Annotated in this window: 25 protein-coding genes and 4 tRNA genes; 3 read left to right on the forward strand and 26 right to left on the reverse strand. The window is 41.0% G+C overall.

Annotated elements, in window-relative coordinates; translation table 11 throughout:
- Window positions 1-103: 103 nt before the first annotated feature.
- From JNUCC41_RS08830 to JNUCC41_RS08900, 15 genes are all read right to left on the reverse strand, one after another.
- Window positions 104-176: transfer RNA gene (locus JNUCC41_RS08830), tRNA-Phe, on the reverse strand.
- Between the two features lie 27 nt (window positions 177-203).
- Window positions 204-279, reverse strand: a tRNA-Asp gene (locus JNUCC41_RS08835).
- 23 nt (window positions 280-302) lie between these two features.
- Window positions 303-374, reverse strand: a tRNA-Glu gene (locus JNUCC41_RS08840).
- Between the two features lie 8 nt (window positions 375-382).
- A tRNA-Lys gene (locus JNUCC41_RS08845) sits at window positions 383-458 on the reverse strand.
- Between the two features lie 245 nt (window positions 459-703).
- Window positions 704-1996, reverse strand: coding sequence for an adenylosuccinate synthase (locus JNUCC41_RS08850; protein ID WP_192207363.1), 1293 nt, complete (start codon window positions 1994-1996; stop codon window positions 704-706).
- A 290-nt stretch (window positions 1997-2286) separates the two neighbouring features.
- Window positions 2287-3651, reverse strand: coding sequence for a replicative DNA helicase (dnaB, locus tag JNUCC41_RS08855; RefSeq protein WP_063234298.1), 1365 nt, complete (start codon window positions 3649-3651; stop codon window positions 2287-2289).
- 140 nt (window positions 3652-3791) lie between these two features.
- Window positions 3792-4241: a 50S ribosomal protein L9 gene (rplI, locus tag JNUCC41_RS08860; RefSeq protein ID WP_192207364.1), complete on the reverse strand. Its 450-nt coding sequence runs from the start codon at window positions 4239-4241 to the stop codon at window positions 3792-3794.
- Complete coding sequence (locus tag JNUCC41_RS08865) at window positions 4238-6208, reverse strand: DHH family phosphoesterase (RefSeq protein WP_192207365.1); 1971 nt, start codon at window positions 6206-6208, stop codon at window positions 4238-4240. The genes rplI and JNUCC41_RS08865 overlap by 4 nt, the downstream gene beginning before the upstream one ends.
- Window positions 6209-6248: 40 nt before the next feature.
- The gene (locus JNUCC41_RS08870; protein WP_192207366.1) at window positions 6249-7196 is read right to left on the reverse strand and encodes a YybS family protein; all 948 of its coding nucleotides are present in this window, start codon (window positions 7194-7196) and stop codon (window positions 6249-6251) included.
- A gap of 236 nt (window positions 7197-7432) precedes the next feature.
- Window positions 7433-7672, reverse strand: a complete 240-nt coding sequence (gene rpsR, locus JNUCC41_RS08875; RefSeq protein WP_034316147.1) for a 30S ribosomal protein S18 — start codon at window positions 7670-7672, stop codon at window positions 7433-7435.
- A 47-nt stretch (window positions 7673-7719) separates the two neighbouring features.
- Window positions 7720-8247: a single-stranded DNA-binding protein gene (gene ssb, locus JNUCC41_RS08880; RefSeq protein WP_034316149.1), complete on the reverse strand. Its 528-nt coding sequence runs from the start codon at window positions 8245-8247 to the stop codon at window positions 7720-7722.
- Window positions 8248-8316: 69 nt separating this feature from the next.
- Window positions 8317-8601: a 30S ribosomal protein S6 gene (gene rpsF, locus JNUCC41_RS08885; protein ID WP_053348321.1), complete on the reverse strand. Its 285-nt coding sequence runs from the start codon at window positions 8599-8601 to the stop codon at window positions 8317-8319.
- 289 nt (window positions 8602-8890) lie between these two features.
- Entirely contained in the window at window positions 8891-9991 is a 1101-nt protein-coding gene (gene ychF, locus JNUCC41_RS08890; RefSeq protein WP_076368500.1) for a redox-regulated ATPase YchF, read from the reverse strand.
- A 167-nt stretch (window positions 9992-10158) separates the two neighbouring features.
- Window positions 10159-10356, reverse strand: coding sequence for a DUF951 domain-containing protein (locus tag JNUCC41_RS08895; RefSeq protein ID WP_192207367.1), 198 nt, complete (start codon window positions 10354-10356; stop codon window positions 10159-10161).
- Between the two features lie 20 nt (window positions 10357-10376).
- The gene (locus JNUCC41_RS08900) at window positions 10377-11213 is read right to left on the reverse strand and encodes a mechanosensitive ion channel family protein (RefSeq protein WP_192207368.1); all 837 of its coding nucleotides are present in this window, start codon (window positions 11211-11213) and stop codon (window positions 10377-10379) included.
- 389 nt (window positions 11214-11602) lie between these two features.
- Between JNUCC41_RS08900 and yyaC the strand changes: the two genes are divergently transcribed.
- Window positions 11603-12238, forward strand: a complete 636-nt coding sequence (gene yyaC / locus JNUCC41_RS08905; RefSeq protein WP_192207369.1) for a spore protease YyaC — start codon at window positions 11603-11605, stop codon at window positions 12236-12238.
- A 55-nt stretch (window positions 12239-12293) separates the two neighbouring features.
- Here yyaC and JNUCC41_RS08910 read toward each other — a convergent pair whose 3' ends face one another.
- From JNUCC41_RS08910 to rpmH, 11 genes are all read right to left on the reverse strand, one after another.
- Window positions 12294-12995, reverse strand: coding sequence for a DUF554 domain-containing protein (locus JNUCC41_RS08910; RefSeq protein ID WP_192207370.1), 702 nt, complete (start codon window positions 12993-12995; stop codon window positions 12294-12296).
- A 53-nt stretch (window positions 12996-13048) separates the two neighbouring features.
- The gene (locus JNUCC41_RS08915; protein ID WP_192207371.1) at window positions 13049-13909 is read right to left on the reverse strand and encodes a ParB/RepB/Spo0J family partition protein; all 861 of its coding nucleotides are present in this window, start codon (window positions 13907-13909) and stop codon (window positions 13049-13051) included.
- Window positions 13902-14663 carry a ParA family protein gene (locus JNUCC41_RS08920; RefSeq protein WP_192207372.1) on the reverse strand — a complete coding sequence of 254 codons (762 nt, stop codon included), beginning with the start codon at window positions 14661-14663 and terminating at the stop codon, window positions 13902-13904. Before JNUCC41_RS08920 ends, JNUCC41_RS08915 begins: the two co-directional genes overlap by 8 nt.
- Window positions 14664-14921: 258 nt before the next feature.
- Window positions 14922-15782 (reverse strand): nucleoid occlusion protein, encoded by an 861-nt coding sequence (gene noc, locus JNUCC41_RS08925; protein WP_192207373.1) that lies wholly within the window; start codon window positions 15780-15782, stop codon window positions 14922-14924.
- Window positions 15783-16122: 340 nt separating this feature from the next.
- Window positions 16123-16839, reverse strand: a complete 717-nt coding sequence (gene rsmG / locus JNUCC41_RS08930) for a 16S rRNA (guanine(527)-N(7))-methyltransferase RsmG (protein WP_192207374.1) — start codon at window positions 16837-16839, stop codon at window positions 16123-16125.
- A gap of 29 nt (window positions 16840-16868) precedes the next feature.
- Window positions 16869-18755: a tRNA uridine-5-carboxymethylaminomethyl(34) synthesis enzyme MnmG gene (gene mnmG / locus JNUCC41_RS08935; protein WP_192207375.1), complete on the reverse strand. Its 1887-nt coding sequence runs from the start codon at window positions 18753-18755 to the stop codon at window positions 16869-16871.
- Window positions 18756-18776: 21 nt separating this feature from the next.
- Window positions 18777-20162 carry a tRNA uridine-5-carboxymethylaminomethyl(34) synthesis GTPase MnmE gene (gene mnmE / locus JNUCC41_RS08940; RefSeq protein WP_192207376.1) on the reverse strand — a complete coding sequence of 462 codons (1386 nt, stop codon included), beginning with the start codon at window positions 20160-20162 and terminating at the stop codon, window positions 18777-18779.
- A 344-nt stretch (window positions 20163-20506) separates the two neighbouring features.
- Complete coding sequence (jag, locus tag JNUCC41_RS08945; RefSeq protein WP_192207377.1) at window positions 20507-21127, reverse strand: RNA-binding cell elongation regulator Jag/EloR; 621 nt, start codon at window positions 21125-21127, stop codon at window positions 20507-20509.
- Window positions 21124-21912 (reverse strand): YidC family membrane integrase SpoIIIJ, encoded by a 789-nt coding sequence (gene spoIIIJ / locus JNUCC41_RS08950; RefSeq protein ID WP_076368511.1) that lies wholly within the window; start codon window positions 21910-21912, stop codon window positions 21124-21126. The genes jag and spoIIIJ overlap by 4 nt, the downstream gene beginning before the upstream one ends.
- Before the next feature lie 176 nt (window positions 21913-22088).
- A complete protein-coding gene (gene rnpA / locus JNUCC41_RS08955) occupies window positions 22089-22445 on the reverse strand; it encodes a ribonuclease P protein component (protein ID WP_192207378.1) in 357 nt (118 codons plus the stop codon).
- An 80-nt stretch (window positions 22446-22525) separates the two neighbouring features.
- Complete coding sequence (gene rpmH, locus JNUCC41_RS08960; protein WP_034316183.1) at window positions 22526-22660, reverse strand: 50S ribosomal protein L34; 135 nt, start codon at window positions 22658-22660, stop codon at window positions 22526-22528.
- 933 nt (window positions 22661-23593) lie between these two features.
- On the opposite strand from rpmH, the gene dnaA reads away from it, so the two are divergent.
- Together dnaA and dnaN are read left to right on the forward strand one after the other, a co-directional pair.
- Complete coding sequence (dnaA, locus tag JNUCC41_RS08965) at window positions 23594-24943, forward strand: chromosomal replication initiator protein DnaA (RefSeq protein ID WP_057914144.1); 1350 nt, start codon at window positions 23594-23596, stop codon at window positions 24941-24943.
- A gap of 193 nt (window positions 24944-25136) precedes the next feature.
- Entirely contained in the window at window positions 25137-26273 is a 1137-nt protein-coding gene (dnaN, locus tag JNUCC41_RS08970) for a DNA polymerase III subunit beta (RefSeq protein ID WP_192207379.1), read from the forward strand.
- Window positions 26274-26413: the final 140 nt, after the last annotated feature.

A 26413-nucleotide genomic window follows, 5' to 3' on the forward strand; every position in this document is an offset into this window, starting at 1 on the left:
TGGTATATTACAAATTGTTAACAATCTATTAACAAGATTTCATTCAAAATACATCTGGAAACAAAACAAAAAACGCCCTAAAAGAAAGGCGTTTATAAAAGGATGGCTCAGGACGGAATCGAACCGCCGACACAAGGATTTTCAGTCCTTTGCTCTACCGACTGAGCTACTGAGCCAAATATTCTATTTTAGGAAAAATAAAATGGCGGTCCCGACGGGAATCGAACCCGCGATCTCCTGCGTGACAGGCAGGCATGTTAACCGCTACACCACGGGACCAGTAAAGCTTTTATATAAAGAAGTGACCCATACGGGATTCGAACCCGTGTTACCGCCGTGAAAGGGCGGTGTCTTAACCGCTTGACCAATGGGCCGGAAAAAATGGTGAGCCATGAAGGATTCGAACCTTCGACCCTCTGATTAAAAGTCAGATGCTCTACCAACTGAGCTAATGGCTCGTACTAATGAAATGTTTCTTTTCAAGATGTTAACTTCTATTGTGACGACGCTTTTGATAATATCATGGTTCATATAGTTTAGGCAATACTTTTTTTGAAATAAAATTATTTTTTTCTTATTTTTTTCATTTTCCAACAGTCTAATCCATTCATTCGGCATCCGGGACCTCCCGAACGTGACATATAATGGATGGATATTAATAACGAAAGAAGAGCCGGCAAAAAAGCCAGCTCCTTTTCAAGAATTACGCTAGACGCCAAGGACTTCTCACGACATTTGTTTGGTTACGGTCAGGACCGACAGAGAAAGTAGTCAAAGGAATGCCAACCAATTGAGATACGCGCTCTACATAGTGGCGAGCGTTCTCTGGAAGCTCATCCAATGATTTGCAACCTGTAATGTCTTCTGACCAGCCTGGTAGTTCTTCATAGACTGGTTTACATTCGCCAATCGCTTTCAAAGTCGCTGGAACTTCATGAATGATCTCGCCTTTGTATTCATAAGCCACACAAATTTTGACCGTATCAAGACCTGATAATACGTCAATTGAGTTCAATGATAAATCGGTAATCCCGCTGACACGGCGAGCATGGCGAACGACAACAGCATCGAACCAGCCTACACGACGCGGTCTGCCTGTAGTTGTACCATATTCACGGCCAACTTCCCGGATTTGGTTGCCGACTTCATCATGCAATTCTGTAGGGAAAGGACCATCGCCCACACGGCTTGTGTATGCTTTACATACTCCAACCACATGGTTGATTTTCGTAGGACCTACACCAGAACCGATTGTAACTCCACCTGCAACCGGGTTAGATGAAGTGACGAATGGGTATGTTCCTTGATCGATATCAAGCATGACACCTTGTGCCCCTTCGAATAATACCCGTTTTCCTTCATCAAGTGCGTCATTCAATACAACGGATGTATCACAAACATATTTCTGCACTTGTTGTCCGTACTCATAGTATTCTTCCAAGATATCTTCAATCTTGAAACCTTCCGTTTCATAGAAACGTTCAAACATACGATTTTTTTCGACAAGATTTTGAGACAATTTTTCCTCGAAAATTTCACGGTCCAATAGGTCTGCCATGCGGATTCCGTTACGAGCAGCTTTGTCCATATATGCAGGGCCGATTCCCTTTTTAGTCGTTCCAATTTTGTTGGCGCCTTTACGGTCTTCTTCGACTTCATCCAATTTAATATGGTAAGGAAGAATGACATGTGCACGGTTCGAAATACGAAGATTATCCGTACTCACCCCGTGGCTATGTAAATAAGCAAGCTCCTCTACAAGAGCTTTGGGATCAACCACCATACCATTTCCAATGACACAAATCTTATCACTATAAAAAATCCCTGACGGAATTAAATGCAGTTTATAGGTAACGCCGTTAAATTTTATTGTATGCCCTGCATTATTCCCACCTTGATAACGAGCGATGGCTTCCGCATTCTGGGATAGAAAATCTGTTATTTTACCTTTACCTTCGTCTCCCCATTGTGTACCGACTACTACAACTGATGACATCTGAATAAAGCACCTCCAAAGGTTCACGTAATACCGATCATTTTAACCGGTTCTTATCAAACAAACCTATTTTATCAATAATCCAAACTGGAAGTCAATACAAAATCCGAACAATATACTTTTTAGTAAATACTTTGTTCGTAAATATAAGAAAATTCTTTCCGGCTTTACATTTGGTTTTGGATTGTCAATCATTATTGTACCCGTTGATTTATTTTTCTATTATCAAAGGCCTTTTCTTTTTCCAAAAACAGAGAAAGCCCGCCATTGCAAAAATGGCAGGCCGTTCCCTATGCGCCGGGAGACATCGAATCATCATCGAAGCGGCGTTCAAGGTTGACGAATTTATTATATTCTTTTACGAATGCAAGCGAAACCGTGCCTACTGGACCATTACGCTGTTTCGCTATAATGATTTCGATAATATTTTTATTCTCGGATTCTTTATCATAATAATCATCACGGTATAAGAATGCGACGATATCGGCATCTTGCTCGATACTTCCGGATTCCCTGATATCAGACATCATCGGACGCTTATCCTGACGCTGCTCCACTCCCCGCGATAGCTGGGAAAGGGCGATGACGGGCACTTTAAGTTCACGAGCGAGCGCTTTGAGTGAACGCGAAATCTCGGATACCTCTTGCTGACGGTTATCGCCTGAACGACCATCGCCTTGAATTAACTGCAGGTAATCGATCAATATCATGCCAAGGCCATGTTCCTGCTTCAAACGACGGCATTTAGAACGAATTTCACCAATCCTCACACCTGGCGTATCATCGATATAAATGCCGGCATTAGACAAGCTTCCCATTGCCATCGTCAGTTTACGCCAATCCTCATCAGTTAAGGAACCTGTCCGTAAATTCTGGGCGTTGATATTCCCTTCAGCACAGAGCATACGCATAACGAGTTGCTCTGCACCCATTTCAAGACTGAAAATCGCTACATTCTCCTCCGTTTTGGTCGCAACGTTTTGAGCGATATTCAATGCAAAAGCGGTTTTACCAACAGAAGGACGGGCCCCCACTATGATGAGGTCATTACGTTGGAACCCTGCTGTCATTCGATCCAGTTCAGCAAACCCTGTCGGTATTCCCGTGACATCCCCTTTACGGGTAGTCAAAACTTCTATGTTATCGTACGTCGCAACCAATACATCCTTAATGTTTTGGAAAGACCCGGAATTCTTACGCTGGGCCACTTCCATGATCGTTTTTTCTGCTTCCCCGAGCAGTTCCTCGACCTCGTCCTCGCGACTGTAGCCTTCCTGAGCGATGTTGGTCGCTGTCCTGATCAAACGACGCAGCAATGACTTCTCCTCGACGATGCGGGCATAATATTCAATATTGGCCGCGGTAGGCACCGATCCGGCCAATTCACTTAAATAAGAAACTCCGCCAACTTCTTCAAGGTTTTTTGTCGCAGCCAATTCCTCTGTCACCGTAATCAAATCGACAGCTTTTCCTTCGTCATTCAATTTAAGCATCACATTAAAGATTTTTTGATGAGAGCTTCTGTAAAAATCCTCCGGAATCAAAACTTCCGATGTAACGGTCAATGAAGAGGGCTCAAGAAAAATGGCTCCTAGCACAGCCTGTTCGGCTTCTATATTTTGAGGGGGAATCCTATCCTGAAATTGTTCTATCATATCTTAAAACCTCCCATTCTAAGAGGATACCTTTTATATGTTTCTAGTAAAAATGAAAAAAGTGAAAGGACTACGTGCCCAATCACATTTTTCGTCTATCTCTATTTTATCAATTTTTCACAGATATGAAACAGCTAAAATTAGTTAATTTCTTTCACATGCACAGTCAGTGTCGCAGTGACTTCAGGATGAAGCTTGACTGGAAGCTTTGTATGCCCTAAAGTGCGGATGCCTTCAGCAAGCTCCATTTTACGTTTATCAACCTTGATACCGTGTTTTTTCTGAAGCTCCGATGCAATTTGTTTAGTCGTGATGGAACCGAATAAACGCCCGCCCTCACCGGCTTTGGCAGATAGTTCAACCGTCAATTTCTCCAGCTGCACTTTCAATTCTTCAGCATGCTGCAGCTCTTCTGCTGCAAGTGATTCTTCTTTATTTTTCTGGGCTTCCAAAGTTTTCACATTTGAATTATTTGCTTCAACGGCCAATCCTTGTTTTAACAGGAAATTATGTGCATAACCATCTGCAACATTTTTAACTTCCCCTTTTTTCCCTTTACCTTTTACGTCTTTCAGAAATATTACTTTCATTCTTTTTGTCCCCCTTCTAAATATTCATCAATAGCTGCTTTCAATCGACTTTCGGCTTCATCAATGGAGCAAACCTGTTGAGTGGCGGCATTTGTTAAATGTCCGCCTCCATTCAACATTTCCATGATCACCTGTACATTGATATCACCTAGAGAACGCGCACTTATGCCAACTGTATCATCAGATCGCTTAGCCATTACGAAAGAAGCCGCTACGCCATCCATGGTCAATAGGGTATCCGCAGCTTGGGCGATGAGCACCTGATTATGAACCTGATCGGTTTTTGCAGAGGCAATGGCAATTCCCTTTTTATAAAAGGTGACTTCCTCAATGAGCTTCGAACGTTTGATATAGGTGTCCACGTCTTCTTTTAAGAATTTCTGGACAAGTACCGTATCAGCTCCATGCGCCCTTAGATAAGAGGCTGCATCGAAAGTACGTGAACCTGTTCTTAAGGTGAAGCTTTTCGTGTCGACGATGATACCTGCAAGAAGCGCCGTCGACTCCAGCATATCAATCTTTGAGCGTTTCGGTTGATATTCAAGCAGTTCGGTTACAAGTTCTGCTGTTGAAGATGCATATGGCTCCATATAGACGAGCAATGAATTCTTGATGAACTCCTCACCGCGGCGATGATGATCGATGACTACAACCTTATCGATCCTATTCAATAACCGCTCTTCAATCACCATGGAAGGTTTGTGTGTATCGACCACAACCAGCAAGGTCTCATCCGTAATCATTTCAAATGCATCATCAGGTGTTATGAACCGGGAATACAGCTCTTCTTTATTTTTGATCTCTTCCATTAAACGAAGGACACTGCTATCGAGCTGCTGGGTATCGATGACAATATAGCCTTCACGTTCATTCATCTGGGCAACTTTCAAGATGCCGATTGCTGAACCGATTGCGTCCATATCCGGGTTTTTATGGCCCATGACAATGACTTTATCGCTATCAAGGACTATATCCTTCAATGCATGGGAAATGACACGTGCACGGACTCTCGTGCGTTTTTCCATCGGATTGGTTTTGCCGCCGTAGAATTTCACTTTCCCATTCGCTTGCTTGATCGCTACTTGGTCACCGCCCCGTCCAAGAGCGAGATCTAGGCTGGATTGTGCAAGCGTACCTAGTTCCGGTAAGGATGACACGGCAGAGCCGACCCCGATGCTCAGGGTCAATGGTACATTTTGCTTGGCCGTCGTTTCCCTGATTTCATCCAAAATCGAGAATTTGCCCTTCTCAAGCTGATGAAGGATATGCTCGTTGAAGACAGCAATGAATCGTTCCGAGGAAACCCGTTTAAAGAAAACGCCATTATCCCTTGCCCATTTATCAAGAAGTGAGGTAACCAAGCTATTGATGCTGCTTTTACGCTGATCATCCATACCCTGTGTCAAATCATCATAATTATCAAGAAGAATGATCGCAATTGCCGTCCGCTCATCTTCATATAATTTCTCAATTTCCACCTGCTCCGTCACATCAAAAAAGTAAAGAAGCCTTTCATCACGCTTATGGACCACCTTGAATTTCCGATCGTGGAGCGTAAGCGTCTCAGTCTCGATCTCTTGCTTGATCAACGGCACTATCGAGTCCGCAACATCGTATAGCGATCTTCCTGCCAAAGAGTCTTCGCTAAAACAAGAAGCCAGGAATGGATTGGTCCATTCAATGTAATAATCCTCATTAAAGAGCATGATCCCAATCGGCATTTCCAATAACGCTTCCTCGCCCACCTTCTTTAAACGATAGGATAAAGTCGTTATATACTCTTCTGTCTTTTGTTGCTTTTTTTCTACCATTCTTAATGTTAAATAAAATAAACCAGCAAGAATCAATAGTCCAACAAGTGCAATAACCCAATTATAATAAGCCAGTACGCCCAAAAGTAAAACGACTGCGGCCAGCACCCCATACAACGGGGACTTAATCGAGTATTCTTTCAAATATGATGGCATAGTTTCAGCTCCTAAAAGCATCTGTTTTACAAAAAGTCTTCTATTCCTTTTTCTTGATTGTCTCCCTAAAAGGAAAGCCTAAATCTATTATACCTAAAAATCGAACAGCCGTCGTAATAATCGGAATCGGCAGCAGCAAAGAAAAAACCACGATTAAAACAGGTATGGCCCTAACCCATGACTTAACATGAGCGATATAGAATATCAGGGAATAACCTTGTAATAAAATGAAGAACTGCAGTATGAAAAATAGGTTCGTTATGGCCATATATACAAAACTGTTCTTGTCCGTATTCACAAAAAGAGCCAGAAGCATCGTAATTAAATAATACCATAAAAGGCTTTTCGGGAGTCGCAGATCTCGAAAATGGGGCCATTTTAACGCCTTATCACTGAATCTCTTCACAATGGGATGCGCTGCAAAGAAAATCAATAAAACCATGATGACGGACATCAAGACGAACAAACTTGGCATCAGCGTGTTCATCATATCGAGTGATTCATACATCCGCTTTTTGACTTGTTCCGTCGGTGCCTGTCCAAAAGAATCCATTATGCCGATAGTATTTTCGATGGACCCCTCAACCATGTCCATCGATTCTTCTATGTAATTAATATCCGTTATCAATACTGAAGCCGCATATATTAATAAAATGCCTCCCAGGAAAACTAGGACTGCGCTTATGAACATAGGTGCCATCGGTTTGTCCTTTTTCAAAAAATAGCCGATCGCGATTCCCGTTGCCCCCATGAGCAAGGTCAGCGGAACAGACAATATCGTCCCGATGAGGATCGACAATAACGAGGCTACGAATAAGTAACCAAGGCTCCACGATAACTTTTGTTTGATTGTGACAAGAATGAATGGAATGGGTAAAAAGAAAGTAGTGAAAATACCCAATAGTGGGATTTGAATGGTGATGAACAATAAAATGCAATATAGTGCCAGAAGGGCTCCGCCCTCGGCAATCCGTCTTCCGCTATTCATCTTTATTTCACCCCCTGTTATTATTGATGTCTTATCTCCATCTTTATATTGTATCCGTTACGGCCAGGATATTTCAAACATCACATTCTTTTTTAGGATATGATTATTTTTTCTGAGGAAAACGTCCGGATAACTTCCTAATGAAATAAAAAAAACCGCAATTCAGCGGTTTTCAGGCATGGGTGACAGCTTATAAAAAAGGCACATTGAGGATAACTCCTCAATGTGCCTTTTTATTATTCACCAGATACATATGGTAGTAATGCCATAGTACGTGAGCGTTTAATAGCAATCGTTAATTTACGTTGATATTTAGCGCTTGTACCAGTTACACGACGTGGTAAAATTTTACCGCGTTCTGAGACGAATTTTTTAAGAAGATCTACATCTTTGTAATCAATTTTAGTGATTCCGTTAGATGTGAAATAACAAACCTTTTTACGCTTACCGCGTCCTTTACGTCCACCCATTGCCATGATAAATTTCCCTCCCTGCTTTTTGAATTTTCATTTTAAACGGCTGTTTAAAATGGAAGATCGTCATCTGAAATGTCGATTGTCTTACCGTCATTTGCAAACGGATCGTCATCTACACGAGTGTAGTTGTTATTGCTCCGTTGATTCTGATTAGGATTTTGTCCATACGAATTGTTGTCATTTCCGTTATTATTGCCATAACTTCTTTGACCCCCACCGTAAGAACCGCCTTCATTTCTTTCACCCGCTGAACTGCTTCGTGGTTCAAGGAATTGAACGCTCTCAGCCAGAATCTCCGTCACATATACGCGTTTGCCGTCTTGTCCTTCATAATTACGTGTTTGGACACGTCCATCCACGCCAGCTAAACTGCCCTTTTTCAAGAAGTTAGCTACATTTTCTGCCGGTTTACGCCAAACTACACAGTTAATGAAATCCGCTTCACGTTCACCCTGCTGATTCGTAAAACTACGGTTCACAGCTAAAGTAAAGGTAGCTACGGGAACTCCATTAGGTGTATATCGTAATTCAGGATCTTTAGTTAAGCGTCCTACCAAAACTACGCGATTCATCATCAGAATCAACCCCTAGGTTTCAATCTTGTTTCATATGAAGCAAGATTAGAATTTATATTAAATATCGGATTATTCTTCTTCTCTAGTAGCCATGTGGCGAATAATGTCTTCACTGATTTTAGCAAGACGATCGAATTCTTGAATCGCAGCACTTTCAGCGTTAACTTTAAGAAGCATGTAGTAACCATCGCGGAAATCATTGATTTCATATGCAAGACGGCGTTTACCCCATTCTTTTGCTTCTACTTCCGCACCATTATCAGAAAGGATTGTGTTGAAACGTTCAACTAAAGCTTTTTTAGCTTCTTCCTCAATGTTTGGACGGATGATATACATAATTTCGTATTTTCTCATCACTGTCACCTCCTTTTGGTCTAAGCGGCCCAATTGGGCAAGGAGCAATTATTTATAATTACTCACAAGATAAAATTATAGCATAGTTAAAGAGGCTTTGCAACGAACGGTTCGACTTTTAATTGTAATCTAATGACCGTTGATTTACACTTCAGGCACTCGCTTTCCGCGGGCGGTCCAGGAGCCTCCTCGGCCCTGCTTTGCTGGGGTCTCTTACCTTCCGTTCCAATCAACTCCTTTTGTCGACAAACTGAAAGACCCTACTTATGAACGGTAGGGTCTTTGATTCTTAAACGTTAAAACGGAAATGGATAACATCGCCATCGTTAACGATGTATTCTTTTCCTTCCAAACGAACTTTACCTGCTTCTTTTGCAGCACCATGACTGCCCGCTTCAAGTAGATCGGTATAAGAAACCGTTTCGGCACGGATGAAACCACGTTCGAAGTCCGTGTGAATGACGCCTGCACATTGAGGTGCTTTCATTCCTTTGCGGAATGTCCAAGCACGCACTTCCTGTACACCAGCTGTAAAATATGTTGCCAATCCAAGCAGGTTATAAGAAGCACGGATCAACTGATCAAGACCTGACTCCTCGATGCCAAGTTCAGATAGGAACATTTCCTTTTCTTCACCTTCAAGCTCTGCAATTTCTTCTTCGATTTTGGCACAAATCACGATCACTTCGGCATTTTCCTTAGCGGCATATTCACGAACTTGCTGTACATATTCATTATCGTCAGCATTCGCCACTTCATCTTCGCTCACGTTCGCCACATAAAGCGTCGGCTTCGCTGTAAGTAAATGCATGCCCTTCACGATTTTTTGCTGTTCTTCAGTGAACTCGACGGTACGTGCAGGCTTTTCATCTTCCAATGCTTCTTTTAAAGCTACAAGGATTTCATGTTCTGCCACAGCGGCTTTATCTTTTTGCTTAGCCATTTTTCCGACACGGTCGATGCGTTTGACAACAGATTCCAAATCGGCAAGGATCAATTCAAGGTTGATGACTTCGATATCATCGATTGGATTCACTTTTCCGGAGACATGGGTAATGTTATCGTCTGCAAAACAACGGACGACTTGACAAATTGCATCCACCTGACGGATATGGGAAAGGAATTTATTACCCAATCCTTCTCCTTTACTTGCTCCTTTTACAATCCCGGCGATATCCGTGAATTCAAATGCTGTCGGAACGGTTTTTTTCGGTTTTACCAATTCAGTCAGTTTTTGCAGACGGTGATCTGGCACTTCCACGATCCCGACATTTGGGTCGATCGTACAGAAAGGATAGTTAGCAGATTCCGCACCCGCCTGAGTAATTGCATTAAATAAAGTGGATTTACCTACGTTAGGCAAACCGACTATACCAGCTGTTAAAGCCATTTATATTTCACTCCTTCAAGATGATTCGTACATATGGGAAAAGAACTGATCTTCTTTAAAGACCCTCCAATTACCTAAACCTTTCCCAATTATAGATTTCGCTTCCTAAAAAGACAAGTAAATCATGAGAAACGCAGGACTGCTTTCACTCAAAAAAAAAAGCATGATCACTCATCATGCTTTTGCAGAACTTTTTTCATTTTCTTCGCGAATTCACGTCGAGGCAGCATCACGCTATGGCCGCACCCTTCACATTTTATCCGGATATCCATACCGAGCCGTATAATTCTCCACTTATTCACTCCACAGGGATGCGGTTTCTTCATTTCCACAATATCTTTAAGTGCAAATTCCTTTTCTTCCATAACCATGAGCCCCCTAATTCCTATGACTCGCTGCCATTGTACGTAGATTTAATCCCACTTGAATCAAGCGCAGCACTTATTTCAATTCTTAATATCCTACTGATTTCAATGTGATGCATCGGCTTTGTTTCCGCCTTAATCCGAAAGACGATTTCTTCAGGACTAATTTTTTCAATTCCCAAAAATTCAGGTGTTTTGATCAATGCATCGTATTTGCCTTCCATACTGTTTAAAAGATCAATCAGCACCTTTTCGGCACGCTCGATCGATCCATCGTTAGGTATGGTCACATCAACGACAGCCATACTATTTAAAATGGAATAATTCGTGACCTGAACGATGCTTCCGTTGGGTATGAAGTGCAATTCACCTGCACCGCTTTTAATTTTCGTTGTACGAAGCCCGATTTCAATGACTTCCCCTTCAAAATTATTGATTTTAATATAATCCCCAACCGAGAAATGATCTTCAAAAATAACGAAAAATCCTGTAATTATATCCTTGACCAAACTTTGAGCACCAAAACCAACTGCCAAACCGAGAACACCGGCACCAGCGAGTAATGGCATTACTTCAATTCCGAAAATTTCCAGAATCATTATCAAGGCAATGAAATTGATGACATAGGTAATGATATTTTCGAGCAATTTAATGAGTGTCGCTTCCCTGCGCTCCGATACCCGAATGGGACTCCTTAAACGTGCTTTGAAAAATTTATTCAGAATAGTCTTTCCTATTCTAATAATAATACGCGATAACAATAGAACAAGGAAGATTTTAATAATCCCCTCGCCCATCAGCAGCCATATCTTTTCATCCAATATCTCTTTTGTAACGTTATCATAAATGCGATCCATATTTTCCTCCTGCCTAATGCAATTAACTGCAAAACTTTTATATCGTCTATATGATTTTTCCCATATAGACGGATTCCTCCACCCTTCATGCATTGATATAACCATGATGTAGAGGATTTTCTCTATTTTATCAATAAATAATGGTTTTTGTACAAAAAAAATTTGGGTATATAGGTAAAAGAATTAGAAGTTTTTTCCCAAATATTAAAGTAATTATTTACTAGAAAGTATAAATGAAAGCAATTGGTAGAGGATAACGGCAATTCATATCCCCTTCACCTGTTTGCCTGTTCTACAAAAAATTCCCTCATCCAGGATGTTAAATACCGTATATTTTCCCCTTTTTATCCGTATACTGTAATACCAAATAAAGTAAAGGAGTTGAGCCGATGAATCTGAATTCTAGTCTATTTAATAATAATAAAAATAGATTGAGTCGCATCCTGCATGAAGATACGGATGCATCCAAACAAATTTCCCAGGAATTAATCAACCTCCTACCAACCGGAAAGCTCCAACCAATCGTCATCGTCTGCATAGGCACGGACCGTTCCACAGGCGATTCACTCGGACCACTTGTCGGCACTCTGCTTAGTGAAAAAGCTGAAAACGGTTCTTCTTCATTCCATGTTCATGGTACTCTGGATGACCCTATACATGCGATGAATTTACAGGAAAAATTAAATGAAATCAAAAAAATGCACGCCAATCCCTTTATCGTCGGAATCGATGCTTGCTTAGGGAAAATGAAAAGCGTCGGAATCGTTCAAATTGGCCAGGGACCAGTGAAGCCAGGGGCTGGGGTCAATAAAGATCTTCCTTCCGTCGGAAATGCACATATTACAGGAATCGTGAATGTAAGTGGATTCATGGAGTTCATGGTCTTGCAGAACACACGTCTTAATCTTGTGCTAAAAATGGCCAAAACCATTGCCGAGGGGATTTATGAAGCACAAAATCATTATCCAGTAAAACCTTCCATCACCCCTTTCACATGGTCATTCAAGCAAGAAAAAACCCTATGATCGGTTTTTTCTTATCATAAAAAAGAAGGAAAGGGCCAATCCCCTTCCTTCTTTTTTATACATAATACATGAGAGTAACCAGAATCGCGGTGATCATTATGCCCGGAAGCAGATTTGCCACCCTTATTTTGGTCAGACCGATAATATTCAAACCAATTGCCAAAATCATGACTCCCCCAGTTGCTGTCATTTCCAGTATAAAGGAATCCATTAAAGCTGTTGGGATCATCGTATTGATCTGCCTTGAGAAAATTGCTATGAATCCCTCATAAAGAATGACCGGAAATGCTGAAAAAAGTACACCTATGCCAAGTGTACTGGCGAGGACCAATGCTGTAAAGCCATCGATGATCGCTTTTGTTATCAAAACGTCATGATCATTCCGGATACCGCTATCCAGGGCACCGATGATGGCCATCGCCCCAATGCCAAATATGAGCGTAGCCGTTACAAATCCCTGAGATATCGAAATTCCTTCCTTCGCTTTCATCCTGCGTTCAAGCCAATTGCCTAAAGAATTTAGCCTAGCCTCAAGATTCATCCATTCACCGAGGACAGCCCCTCCGACAATACTTAAAATGACAACAAGGAAATTATCGCTTTTTAAGCCCATCTGCAAACCTAAGACCATGACGGCCAAACCGATACCGCTCATGACCGTTTCTTTTATCTTTTCAGGTATATGTTGTAAAAACCTTCCTAAAATCGAACCGATTAAAATGCAGGCACCATTCACCAAAGCCCCTAATAATACCATCTCATCCACCTAATTTTCTGCATATGTCGTCACGATCTTTTCATAAAGGGGATCTAAGAGGATAGGTTCTCTTGATCGATCAAGTTCAAAATTCTCTCTAAATCTTCCTTTGAAAAGAATTCTATTTCTATTTTTCCTTTTTTCTTGCTTTGTTTTATCGTTACGCTCGTTCCTAGTCTTTCACGCAGACTTGTCTCCCGTTGCTTTATGAAGATATCTTTTTTTTCTTGTTTCTTAGGTTTAGTTTCACGTGAAACGGTATCATTCAATTGATGAATATATTGCTCTAGCTGTCTGACATTCATTCCTTCTTTGAGGATTTTATCCGCTACCGGCTTAAGCATCTCTTTTTTCTTTAAACCTAGCAATGCCCGGCCATGCCCCATGGAAATTTCCCCGTCGGAGATATATCTCCTAATCCCTTCAGGCAAAGATAGCAATCTAACATGGTTTGCGATATGGGGACGGCTTTTACCCAGCCGATTGGCTAACTGCTCCTGGGTGAATTCCAATTTTTCCAGAAGCGTTTGATAAGCGACAGCCTCCTCGATTGGATTCAAATCTTCCCTTTGCAGGTTTTCCAAAATCGCCAGTTCCATCATCTGCTGTTCGCTCAATTTCCTCACAACGACCGGAACTGTCTTTAAACCAGCTTCCTCGGCAGCACGATAACGCCTTTCCCCAGCAACGATTTCATATCCCTTAATGCTTTCCCGGGCAATAATCGGCTGTAATATCCCATGTTCCATGATGGATTGCTTTAATTCCTCTATAGCTTCAAGCCGAAAGCTCTTTCGGGGCTGATAAGGATTTGGCCTTAATTCCCTTAATTTGATTTCTCGCACGATTTCATCTTTACTGATTTCCCCACTATTGAAAAGTGCGTTAAGTCCTTTGCCAAGTCCTTTAGCCATTTGATACCACTTCCTTTGCCAGTTCTAAATAGACCTCCGCCCCTCGTGACTTTGGATCATATATAATTATCGGTTCTCCATGGCTCGGTGCTTCACTCAAACGGACATTGCGGGGAATGATGGTTTGATAGACTTTATCCTGAAAGTATTTTTTGACCTCTTCTATGACCTGGAGACCTAGATTCGTTCTTGCATCCAACATCGTCAATAGCACACCCTCGATTTTCAAATCATGGTTCAAATGCTTTTGGACGAGGCGGACCGTGTTCAATAGTTGACTCAAACCCTCCAATGCATAGTATTCACATTGTACCGGAATCAAAACTGCATCGGCGGCCGTTAAGGCATTAAGCGTAAGCAAACCCAATGATGGAGGGCAGTCAATCACAATGTAATCATATTGGCCCTGCACCTCTTCTAATGCCCTTTTTAACCGGACTTCCCTAGAGATGGTTGGGACAAGTTCAATTTCTGCACCTGCCAGTTGAATTGTCGCAGGTATGGCATATAGGTTTTCTACCTTTGTTTCCATGACGACGGTACTGGCCTCGATATCATCAACCAATACATCATAAATACATTGTTCCACATCTGCTTTGTCAATACCTGCACCGCTTGTCGCATTTCCCTGCGGGTCAATATCGACCATTAAGACTTTCTGTCCTATGTAAGCAAGACAAGCACTTAGGCTGACAGAAGTTGTCGTTTTTCCAACACCGCCCTTTTGATTGGCAATGGCGAGAATCTTACCCACGAATTCACCCGCTTTCAACTATCTTCATCACGCTTTTATCTATTGATTTTTACCGTAAATCCATTTATTTCTTTCTATTTTATCATGAATGTTACTGGAAGAAATCGTTTTCTGAAATTCCTCTTAAATTTGAAATATATCTAAAAGCATTAAAAATCCGGGAAAAGTGGAATGTTTTTTTTTGTGGAAATACCAGTTTTGATCGAAAATAAAAAAAGCTTGGCAATCGGAGACTACCAAGCGGGTAAGGATAGGGAATCAAGTTTTTTTCTTGGGTATTTTAATCGTGAACTGATAATACTCCTCGAATTCTTCTTCCTCTGCATCCAAATTTATTCCATTGTCTGTAACCATATTGAGTGATTGGCGTATGGTATTCACGGCAATCCTCATGTCTTTACTAAACGCTTTTCGCTTAGGTTTCGGCTTCTGCACAGTACCCGTCAAGAGCTTGACGACCTGCTCTTCGGTCTGTTTGACGTTTAACCCTTTTTCGATGATTTCCAAAAGCAGTTTAAGCTGCTTTTCAGGACTCTTCAACGGTATCAACGAGCGGGCATGGCGTTCCGTAATTTGCTTTTGAAGAAGTGCATCCTGAACCTCCTGGGGCAGCTTAAGCAGCCGTAGCTTATTCGCCACGGTAGATTGTCCTATTCCCAGTCTTTGTGCCAAAGCTTCTTGTGTTAAACTATGCAGCTCCAATAGTTTTCCATAAGCCAAAGCTTCTTCAATCGGTGTCAGTTCTTCACGCTGAAGGTTTTCTATCAGCGCAACGGAAGCCGTTTCTGTATCGGTGAAATCTTTGATTATTGCGGGTGCCAATTCCCAGCCAAGCTTTTGCATGGCCCGAAAACGACGCTCACCTGCAATGATTTCATACTTTCCCTGACCATAAGTCCTTACTACAATTGGTTGAATGATCCCATGTGTATGGATCGTTTGGGCCAATTCGGCAATTTTATCGTCATTAAAAACGGTCCTTGGTTGAAATCGATTAGGCACAATATCAGAAATGGAAATTTTTCTTATCTCTTCATTATTATTGCTAGGTGTCTCCATCTCTAGTTGCTCTTCTTCTTTTTCGCCAAACCCAAAGAACCGCGAAAAAGGATGCTTCATCTTCCTACACCACCTTTTAAAACTCCCAAATAACATATTCTCTATTTAAAGGACAAGTCCTGCATACATTTCCCGACATGGTTATACATATGGCCCTACACTGTAAAAAACATGTCGACTGGCACCATCAAGGCAATAATTTAGGAATGGACGGCCAGTCATGAAAAATATCGGCAGGCTTGCCCAAAATTATTTCCCTGAATCAGCCAGCATAGGGCACAAGTTTAGAGTGAAAATAATAAGGTCATACATTTATAGTAAAAGAAAATAAGGGCAAGTACCAGCCATATATATCTGAATCATCTACGCTTACTATGAAAACTTACTCATCCTACAGAGGTTATTCAATAGGCTGCTTATTCGGTGTCCCTGGTTTTCTCGGGTATTTTTTAGGAGTCTTCTTCACTTTTTTTACAGTAATGATGTTTCTTTCACTATTTTCTTCTGGCAATGTGAAAGGATGAATTTCTTCAATTTTTCCGCCTAACGTAAAAATGGCCTTCTTCCCAGTATCCATTTCATCTTGTGCACTTGCCGCTTTCATGGCAATGAATGTCCCATCCAGTTTAACGAGCGGCAAACATAGTTCACTTAAAACGGACATCCTGGCTACTGCCCTTGCCATGACAATATCATAGGATTCGCGGTTCTCCTGTTTTTGGGCGAAGGTTTCCGCCCGGTCATGATAGAAGGAAACTCCCTTTAATTGCAAGGAATCCGCAAGGTGATTCAAAAAAGAAATTCGCTTATTCAAAGAATCCACAATCGAGACGTGGATATCAGGGAAACAAATCTTCAATGGAATACTCGGAAATCCAGCTCCAGCCCCAACATCGCAAATTCGATATGATTTGTTAAAGTCAAAATAGAAGGCTGCACTGATTGAATCATAAAAATGCTTAAGATAGACTTCTTCTTTATCAGTGATGGCTGTTAAGTTCATCTTTTCGTTCCATTCCACCAATAATCGATAATAAGTGTCAAACTGATCAAGCTGTTGAGGAGAAAGCTCGATCCCTTTCTCCAGCAGTGCTTGTTGGAACTGTTCAATATTCATGTCTTTTCAATCCTTTTCGGGTATTTCCATTACTGAGATACTCTGGCAATCTTTCCTTGTTCCAAATAAACAAGCAAAATGGAAACATCAGCGGGATTCACACCGGAAATTCTTGAAGCCTGAGCTACTGATAGCGGGTGGACCTGCTTTAATTTTTGACGTGCTTCCGTTGCAAGTCCAGAAATTGCATCATAATCGATATTCTCTGGAATCTTTTTATTCTCCATTTTTTTCAGGCGATCGACCTGTTGCAAGGATTTTTCGATATATCCTTCATACTTGATCTGGATTTCGACCTGTTCCGTCACATCATCGCTCAGTTCGTCATCACTTGGCGCCAACTTCTGAATATGGGAATAATCCATTTCAGGCCGTTTCAATAAATCGGAGGCCCGGATTCCATCCTTTAACTCACTGCCGCCACTTGCAGTAATGATTTCTTGTACCTCTTTGGTCGGTTTGATGAAGTTTGATTTCAGTCGTTCCTTTTCCATTTCAACCGCTTCCTTTTTCATAAGGAATCGATTGTAGCGTTCTTCTTTGATCATTCCGATATTGAATCCAATTTCCGTTAAGCGTAAATCGGCATTATCATGACGCAATAATAAACGATATTCTGCACGTGAAGTCAGCAATCGGTATGGTTCATTCGTGCCTTTCGTTACAAGGTCATCAATGAGAACACCAATATAGGCATCCGAACGGCTTAATATCAGTTCTTCTTTACCCAGTGCATTCAATCCTGCATTAATACCGGCCATCAATCCTTGTCCTGCCGCTTCCTCGTAGCCGGATGTCCCGTTAATTTGGCCAGCAGTATAAAGATTTTTGATTTTCTTCGTTTCAAGTGTAGGCCATAGCTGTGTAGGAACGATAGCATCATATTCAATTGCATATCCTGCGCGCATCATTTCCGCCTTTTCAAGTCCTGGAATTGTTTGCAGGATTTTCACTTGCACATCCTCAGGCAGACTTGTAGATAAACCTTGCACATAAACTTCCTTTGTATTGCGGCCCTCAGGTTCCAGGAATATTTGATGCCTTGGTTTATCATTAAAACGGACGACTTTATCTTCAATCGATGGACAATAACGCGGACCGGTTCCTTTAATCATTCCCGAATACATTGGTGAACGATGTAGATTCTCATCAATGAGCTGGTGTGTCCCCTCATTCGTGTACGTTAACCAGCATGGCAATTGATCCGTTATGAACTTTGTCGTTTCATAAGAAAATGCACGCGGCACTTCATCGCCAGGCTGAATTTCCGTCTTGCTGTAATCTATGGAAGAGCTATTCACGCGTGGCGGTGTTCCTGTTTTAAAACGGACCAAATCAAATCCTAACTGCTCTAAATGTTCAGAAAGCCTGATGGAAGGCTGCTGATTATTAGGGCCGCTTGAATATTTCAGTTCCCCTAAAATGATTTCGCCGCGTAAATATGTTCCAGTCGTGATTACGACAGTTTTCGCACGGTACACCGCGCCTGTTTTAGTGATGACACCCGTGCATACGTTGTTTTCAACAATTAATTCCTCTACCATTCCTTGAATCAATGTTAGATTTTCTTGGTCTTCTATCGTCTTTTTCATTTCTTGTTGATAGAGAAATTTATCTGCCTGCGCCCTCAATGCACGAACAGCCGGACCTTTAGCCGTATTGAGCATCCTCATTTGAATATGGGTCTTGTCGATATTTTTCCCCATTTCTCCGCCTAAAGCGTCAATTTCCCTAACGACTATCCCTTTTGCCGGCCCACCAACGGAGGGATTGCATGGCATGAAGGCGACCATATCCAAGTTAATGGTGATCATCAACGTTTTAGCTCCGACTCTTGCCGCTGCAAGGCCTGCCTCACTGCCAGCATGACCGGCACCAATAACAATGACATCATAACTACCTGCTTCGTACTGCATATCCTTTTCCTCCTTTTACGCTTATTTTCCTAAACAAAATTGAGAGAACAATTGGTTGATCAAATTATCCTGAACGCTTTCGCCAATGATTTCTCCGAGTAGCTCCCATGCTTTCGTGAAATCGATTTGAACCAAATCAACCGGTGTCCCCATTCCAATAGCATCGATTGCATCTTCGATAGACTGTAATGCCTGCCCCAGCAAAGCTATATGTCTGGCATTAGAAACATAGGTCAGGTCTCCCGTTTCTAAAGAACCCTCGAAAAATAAAGAAGCGATGGCCTCTTCCAATTCATCGACCCCTCGATCCTCCAGTAACGAAGTCGTAACAACTTTATGGGATGCCGCCTTTTCCTTAACCTTGGCCATATCGATTTTTTGTGGAAGGTCGGTTTTATTGATGATAACGATGACATCCATACCCTCGACCGCTTGAAATAGTTTCTCATCCTCAGTAGTGAAATCATCGGAATAATTCAATACAAGCAATATTAAATCAGCCTCTTTTAATACTGCACGGGACCGTTCAACACCAATTCGTTCGACGATATCTTCCGTTTCGCGAATTCCTGCCGTATCGACAAGTTTAAGCGGTACACCGCGAACATTGACATACTCTTCGATTACGTCACGTGTTGTACCTGGAATATCAGTGACGATCGCTTTATTTTCATGAACTAAGCTGTTAAGCAGAGAAGATTTTCCGACATTAGGGCGCCCTATGATAACGGTCGCAAGCCCATCCCGAAGTATTTTCCCCTGTTGGGCCGTGTGAAGCAGTTTCTCTATTTCTTTCTTCACATAACTGCCCTTTTCCAAAAATAAACGATGCGTCATTTCTTCGACATCATCATATTCCGGATAATCTATATTTACCTCGACTTGAGCGAGGGTCTGTAAAATTTCTTGACGCAGGTTTTGAATTAATTTCGAAAGCCTGCCTTCCATTTGACCTAATGCAACATTCATGGCTTTATCCGTTTTAGCACGGATTAAATCCATAACGGCCTCAGCTTGAGAGAGGTCGATCCTGCCATTCAAAAAAGCCCGTTTCGTAAATTCACCAGGTTCCGCTAAACGAGCACCTTGTGAGAGAATAAGCTGCAATACCCGATTGACCGAAACGATTCCACCGTGACAATTTATTTCAACTACATCTTCTCTTGTAAATGTCTTTGGACCCTTCATGACAGAAACCATGACTTCCTCTATGATTTCACCTGTTTTGGGCTGGATAAGGTGGCCATAATGAATCGTATGTGATTTCACTTCAAGCAATCCTTTTCCACCTGGTCCTTTAAAGATCCTATCGGCTATTTCTATGGCCTCATCACCGCTGATTCTAACGATGGCGATTGCCCCTTCCCCTAAGGGAGTAGAGATAGCGGTGATTGTATCGAATTCCATGCTTTCACCTCTTATATATTGATGGTTCTATTTTTTTCTGCTAATAAAATCGTCGAATCCCTAAATTACTACAATACCACAGTATATTCATGAAAAAAAGTAGATACTCCTCCACTCCAAGAGTTATCCACATGCAATTAATCCATATTCTGTAACATCCATTCTAACTTATCCACATGTGAATAACAAACATTGCCCGCTTCCCTTTCTTCCATTCCTTTTACGGATCAAGAGAAAATAAAAGGAAATTTGTCAGTTATTGTTGAATTGATACTTTGAAAAAACTTTCGACACAACGATTTCATGGCCTAAAAAAAAGAACCCCTGCTTAAAAAGCAGAAGGTTCATTTAAGTGGAGTAATGACCAAGTGGCGATATGGCTCAGTCCCACTTGATGTTGTTTTTATTTTTGGATAATCCAAGAGGGCATTATGGATGACCTTACGTTCATAAGATGGCATCGGCTCGAGTGAAACAGCTTTACCTGTTTTCATGGCTTTATTTGCCATTCTTTCAGCCAATTGGATTAAGGTGTCATTGCGGCGATTTCGATAATCTTCTGCATCTACAGTAATATTCAAATACTGCTTCGAATACCGATTTGCAACAAGCTGAGCTAAATACTGAAGTGAATTTAGTGTTTGACCCCTTTTTCCAATCAATAATGCAATTTTATCACCTGATAAATGGAAAGTTACGTTCTTCCCTTTACGGGTGACATCAATTTGTGCATCGACTCCCATCTCCAAGCTGACTTCCTTCAAAAACCCAAGTGTCTCTTCAATGGGATCTGCAGGCAATGTCACATGGACAATGGCCTTCCTTGCACCAAATAAACCAAAAAATCCTTTTTTGCCCTCATCTTCTATTTCAATCTCCACGCGATCTTTAGTGCTGTTCAGTTGAGCTAAAGCTAAATTTACTGCTTCTTCGACAGATTGTCCTGTAGCAGTTACCTTTTTCACTTTTTCTTTGCCCCTCCCGCGTTTTCCGCAGCTGCTTTTCTAAGATCCGGACCTTTGATGAAATATGTTTGAACGATACCAAAAAGGTTACCAACTACCCAGTAAAGAGAAAGAGCAGCGGGGAAATTAATAGCAAAAACAACAATCATGATTGGCATGATGTAAAGCATCATGGTCATTTGTGCCGCCATTTGTGGATTGGAGTTCATTCCAGCCATGGACATCTTTTGCTGAATAAAGGTCGTGATACCTGCAACGACCGGTAAAATATAATAAGGATCCGGGGAACCTAAATCAAACCAAAGAAAACTATGTAAAGCAATTTCTTCCGTACGGCTGATTGCATGGTAAAATCCGATCAAAATCGGCATTTGCACCAATATCGGCAAACATCCCGCCAATGGATTCACATTATATTTTGAAAATAGAGCCATTGTTTCTTGCTGTAGTTTTTGTTGTGTGGCAGCATCTTTTGAGCTGTATTTTGCTTGAAGTTCTTTCATCTCAGGCTGAATGGCCTGCATTGCTTTCGAGCTTTTCACCTGTTTGATCATTAATGGGAGTAATGCCAAGCGAATGATAAGTGTAACACCGATGATTCCCAAACCATAGTTCTCGCCAAATGCTTCAGAAAGCCAAATGATCAGGGCTGATAATGGATAGACAATGTATGAATTCCAAAAACCTTCACTCTCCGCAGTAATAGGTTCTTTAATTTCCGTACACCCTGCTAACAACATCATTATCGAGGCTAGTCCAATAATGAGTAATATTCGTTTTTTCAACCGTAATTTCCTCCTAACTGCAATCAATCTTTTTTGAAACAATTGTGAACTGTTTATTAGAAGATTTCAAGGAAAAGCCATCCACTTTTTTCCACAGCTTACAATCGGAATTTTCTATGTCATCTTTCTCAAGTAACCACATGATCCGGGGAGTGCTTATTCGATATAAGGGGACTTTATTGGTTTTTCTTTTTAAAGTTTAATGATTTAGAACGTTTCAGGACATGGATCAAGCTGCTTTTCACCTGGAAAAAGTCCATCTCCGCCGCTGGCTTTCGAGCAATCACAATATAATCCTTACCCTCTTCTATATCTTCTTTCAATTCCAAAAACGCTTGCCGTATGTATCTTTTGATTTGGTTCCTAACCACGGCGTTCCCGATTTTTTTACTGACTGAAAGGCCGATCCGAAAATAATCCTGACCCGGCTTTTCAAGGACATAGACAACGAATTGCCGATTAGCAGAAGATTCACCTTTTTTAAACACAAGCTGAAATTCGTCCTCTTTCTTAATCCTTAACTTTTTTTTCATTTTTACACCTTCATTACATGAATTGAGTCTCAGTAAATCCCTTATTTTGCGAAAAAAGACCACTGAGACTTTTCAGTGGTCTATGCAGATAATACTTTTCTGCCCTTACGGCGACGTGCAGCGATTACTCTACGTCCGTTTTTCGTGCTCATACGTGCACGGAAACCGTGAACTTTACTATGTTTGCGGTTATTCGGTTGATAAGTTCTTTTCATTATATGACACCTCCCTGAGGAATAACAGTTAAAGACAGTCTTTACAATTATATAGATGGAGGTTTCTACTTGTCAACCTCATCCATAAAAATATTTCATTTTTAATGCTCAATGTCCAGTAGGCCTTTTTTTACTACCTAGCCTATTGTAAATGATTTTGCTCCGAACTGATATAGAAATTTTTGGGGAAAGGAAAATTTCCATCATTTTATCGATGAGCACAAATATGAAATTCGCATTGAATCATTCCTCGATCGACACAACATTCGACAAATAACTAGGTATGAACCTGAATCATTTTCAATCTGTCTCATGCAGGTCTTCCGGCTTGAACAACTTGGTTCAAGATAATTAATTCGAGCCTGTAATCACGGTCTGTGGATAAAATTCGACATGTTTTTTTCTATCCACAAACCATTTTATAGACTTTTGCACATAACAATGGCCTGTGGAAAAGTTTTTCCCACAAGCTCGGTAAGTTGTGGATAAAGTTTTCTAACCCATTGCAAGACGCCTGATTTTCTGATATTATATTTGTGTTTTCACTCTGAATAACTTTATCAACAGGGAACGTTTATCCACAGACTGTGTATAACTTGTGGATAGTTTATTCGACCTGTGTATATTAATCTGTCCACAGATGGTGGATATTGTCGAAAACCCTTTTTTCTTCTTTATTATATAATTCTTAAAATACCTGTTGATGAATAAACATTCAAATCTGCACTGGCTTACCAGATGTAGTCTGTACAAAAGTTGTACAGCGCAAGATATAGTTTTTTAGGCACTTCACGTAACACAACACAAAATCCCTTATACAGCTCACCGAACCTTTGCTGTCAAAATTAATATCAAGACGGCAATCGATGAGTTTATTTGTGCCTATACATTTAGATACAATTATTAAAAATTTTTTGCAAAGGAGGGATAAGTTTGGATAACATCGATAGCCTCTGGAACCAGGCGCTCGGAAAGATCGAAAAAAAAATCAGTAAACCAAGCTTTGAAACTTGGCTTAAATCAACCAAGGCTTATTTACTGCAAGGTGATACCTTAACAGTCACCGCCCCCAATGAATTTGCCAGGGATTGGCTTGAAGAACGCTATTCCCATCTTATTTCCGATGTATTGTTTGAACTTACCGGTGAGGAATTAGAAGCAAAATTCATCATTCCCCCTAATCAAGAAGATGATGATTTCACCGTTCCTGTTCAGCCTAAAAAGATAAAAAAACAGGACAAAGAGCATGCTGCATTTCCACAGCATATGCTGAATGCGAAAAATACATTCGATACATTTGTCATCGGCTCCGGCAATCGTTTTGCCCATGCCGCGTCTCTCGCTGTCGCAGAAGCTCCTGCCAAAGCCTATAATCCCTTATTCATATACGGGGGGGTAGGTCTTGGAAAAACGCATTTAATGCATGCAATCGGGCATTATGTTCTTGAGCATAATCCGAATGCAAAGGTCGTTTATTTATCATCTGAAAAGTTCACGAATGAATTCATCAACTCGATTCGGGACAATAAAGCTGGGGAATTCCGTGATAGATATCGAAGCGTGGATGTTTTATTAATTGATGATATTCAATTCCTTGCGGGAAAAGAACAAACTCAAGAAGAGTTTTTCCATACATTCAATGCGTTGCATGAAGAAAGCAAACAGATTGTCATCTCGAGTGACCGCCCGCCAAAAGAGATACCTACACTCGAGGATCGCCTCCGTTCAAGGTTTGAGTGGGGCTTGATCACGGATATCACACCTCCTGATCTGGAAACGCGGATTGCCATATTGCGTAAAAAGGCAAAAGCTGAGGGGCTTGATATCCCGAATGAAGTCATGCTCTATATTGCCAACCAAATCGATTCCAATATTCGTGAACTGGAGGGTGCACTTATTCGTGTCGTCGCCTATTCTTCGTTGATCAATAAAGATATAAATGCCGATTTGGCAGCTGAAGCATTAAAAGACATCATCCCTAGCTCAAAACCTAAAATAATCACCATTTTGGAAATCCAGAAGACGGTCGGTGAACATTATAGTGTCAAACTTGAGGATTTCAAGGCGAAAAAGCGGACTAAATCCGTAGCCTTTCCAAGACAGATTGCCATGTATCTTTCCAGGGAGTTAACGGACTCATCCCTGCCCAAGATAGGTGATGAATTTGGAGGTCGCGATCATACGACCGTTATCCATGCGCATGAAAAAATCTCCAAACTCATGCAAACGGATACCCAGCTTCAACGTCAGGTTAAAGAAATCCAGGACCAACTGAGGGTATAATAGATTCTGGATAATGTGAATAACTGACGACTACTTACACACAGTCTGTCCACATGTGGATAGACTGTTTTTCCTTAGGTTTAGTGGACTTATCCACATATCAACAGGCCCTACTACTATTACTACTATCTTTTTTAATAAAAATTATTAATATATATGCCTATTCGGCAATAAAAAAATTGGAGGATGAAACATGAGATTTATAATCCAAAGAGATCGATTAGTTCATAGTGTCCAAGAAGTAATGAAAGCAGTCACATCAAGGACGACGATTCCGATTCTAACGGGGATAAAAATAAGCGTCACTAGTGAAGGTGTCACTCTGACAGGAAGTGATTCAGATATCTCCATCCAATCATTCATCCCTGCTGAGGTTGATGGAGATGAGATTGTTGAAGTTAAAACTAGCGGCGGTATTGTCCTTAATGCCCGTTTTTTCAGTGAAATTGTCAAAAAGCTGCCGATGGATACTGTAGAAATTGAAGTGGAGAATAACTTTCAAACGATTATTCGCTCAGGTAAAGCTGAATTTAATCTAAATGGACTGGATCCTGAGGAATATCCGCATCTTCCGATCATTGAAGAAGAAAATATTTTCAAACTTCCAACGGACCTTTTAAAGACCCTTATCCGCCAAACTGGCTTTGCAGTGTCCACGTCAGAAACACGGCCCATCTTAACAGGTGTAAACTTGAAGGTTCAAGATGACGAATTGACCTGTATTGCAACAGATAGCCATAGGCTTGCAATGAGAACAGCCAAAATAGAAAATAAAATTAACGGTACCTATAGTGTTGTAATCCCAGGTAAAAGTCTGAATGAGTTAAGTAAAATCCTTGATGATACGAACGAACTCATAGAAATCGTCATTACCGAAAACCAAGTACTTTTCAAAGCTGAAAATTTATTGTTCTTCTCAAGACTGCTTGAAGGGAATTATCCCGATACATCACGCTTGATTCCATCTGATAGCAAAACGGATGTGACTGTTCACACTAAAGATTTTCTTCAAGCGATCGACAGGGCTTCTTTATTGGCGAGAGAAGGAAGAAATAATGTCGTCAAATTGACAACCCTGGAAGGCCGTATAATCGAAGTCTCTTCCAACACTCCTGAAATTGGTAAAGTAATTGAAGAGGTTCAGGCAGAAGCCATTGAAGGTGAAGACCTGAAAATCTCATTCAGTGCCAAGTTTGTAATGGATGCTCTAAAAGCATTGGAAGGTTCCGATATAAAAATTAATTTCACAGGTGCAATGCGTCCGTTTGTCATTCGCCCGCTACATGATGATTCCATGCTGCAATTAATTCTTCCGGTAAGGACTTATTAAGCTAAAATAATATTTCAAAAAAATTAAAGGCTTGTATAGCAGGTCTTTAATTTTTTTATATTTAAATATAGGTTTCCAAAGGGTTTTTAGCGTTTTTTCAATGCTGTACGGAACGCTGAATCGCTAAAAACGAGAACTGA

Origin of the sequence: Brevibacillus sp. JNUCC-41, assembly GCF_014844095.1 — a bacterium.
In the GTDB taxonomy this organism is placed as follows: Bacteria; Bacillota; Bacilli; order Bacillales; family DSM-1321; genus Peribacillus; species Peribacillus aracenensis.

Bases quoted from the DNA above. Each gene is read 5' to 3' on its own strand.
- rpmH (WP_034316183.1), bottom strand. From the start codon at position 22,660: ATGAAAAGAACTTATCAACCGAATAACCGCAAACATAGTAAAGTTCAC.
- rsmG (WP_192207374.1), bottom strand. From the start codon at position 16,839: ATGAATATTGAACAGTTCCAACAAGCACTGCTGGAGAAAGGGATCGAG.
- rnpA (WP_192207378.1), bottom strand. From the start codon at position 22,445: ATGAAAAAAAAGTTAAGGATTAAGAAAGAGGACGAATTTCAGCTTGTG.
- ychF (WP_076368500.1), bottom strand. From the start codon at position 9,991: ATGGCTTTAACAGCTGGTATAGTCGGTTTGCCTAACGTAGGTAAATCC.
- rpsF (WP_053348321.1), bottom strand. From the start codon at position 8,601: ATGAGAAAATACGAAATTATGTATATCATCCGTCCAAACATTGAGGAA.
- JNUCC41_RS08870 (WP_192207366.1), bottom strand. From the start codon at position 7,196: ATGAATAGCGGAAGACGGATTGCCGAGGGCGGAGCCCTTCTGGCACTA.
- JNUCC41_RS08850 (WP_192207363.1), bottom strand. From the start codon at position 1,996: ATGTCATCAGTTGTAGTAGTCGGTACACAATGGGGAGACGAAGGTAAA.
- dnaN (WP_192207379.1), top strand. From the start codon at position 25,137: ATGAGATTTATAATCCAAAGAGATCGATTAGTTCATAGTGTCCAAGAA.
- dnaB (WP_063234298.1), bottom strand. From the start codon at position 3,651: ATGATAGAACAATTTCAGGATAGGATTCCCCCTCAAAATATAGAAGCC.
- ssb (WP_034316149.1), bottom strand. From the start codon at position 8,247: ATGATGAATCGCGTAGTTTTGGTAGGACGCTTAACTAAAGATCCTGAA.
- JNUCC41_RS08900 (WP_192207368.1), bottom strand. From the start codon at position 11,213: ATGGATCGCATTTATGATAACGTTACAAAAGAGATATTGGATGAAAAG.
- JNUCC41_RS08895 (WP_192207367.1), bottom strand. From the start codon at position 10,356: ATGGAAGAAAAGGAATTTGCACTTAAAGATATTGTGGAAATGAAGAAA.
- rpsR (WP_034316147.1), bottom strand. From the start codon at position 7,672: ATGGCAATGGGTGGACGTAAAGGACGCGGTAAGCGTAAAAAGGTTTGT.
- rplI (WP_192207364.1), bottom strand. From the start codon at position 4,241: ATGAAAGTAATATTTCTGAAAGACGTAAAAGGTAAAGGGAAAAAAGGG.
- noc (WP_192207373.1), bottom strand. From the start codon at position 15,782: ATGAAGCATCCTTTTTCGCGGTTCTTTGGGTTTGGCGAAAAAGAAGAA.
- mnmE (WP_192207376.1), bottom strand. From the start codon at position 20,162: ATGGAATTCGATACAATCACCGCTATCTCTACTCCCTTAGGGGAAGGG.
- yyaC (WP_192207369.1), top strand. From the start codon at position 11,603: ATGAATCTGAATTCTAGTCTATTTAATAATAATAAAAATAGATTGAGT.
- JNUCC41_RS08865 (WP_192207365.1), bottom strand. From the start codon at position 6,208: ATGCCATCATATTTGAAAGAATACTCGATTAAGTCCCCGTTGTATGGG.
- mnmG (WP_192207375.1), bottom strand. From the start codon at position 18,755: ATGCAGTACGAAGCAGGTAGTTATGATGTCATTGTTATTGGTGCCGGT.
- JNUCC41_RS08910 (WP_192207370.1), bottom strand. From the start codon at position 12,995: ATGGTATTATTAGGGGCTTTGGTGAATGGTGCCTGCATTTTAATCGGT.
- JNUCC41_RS08915 (WP_192207371.1), bottom strand. From the start codon at position 13,909: ATGGCTAAAGGACTTGGCAAAGGACTTAACGCACTTTTCAATAGTGGG.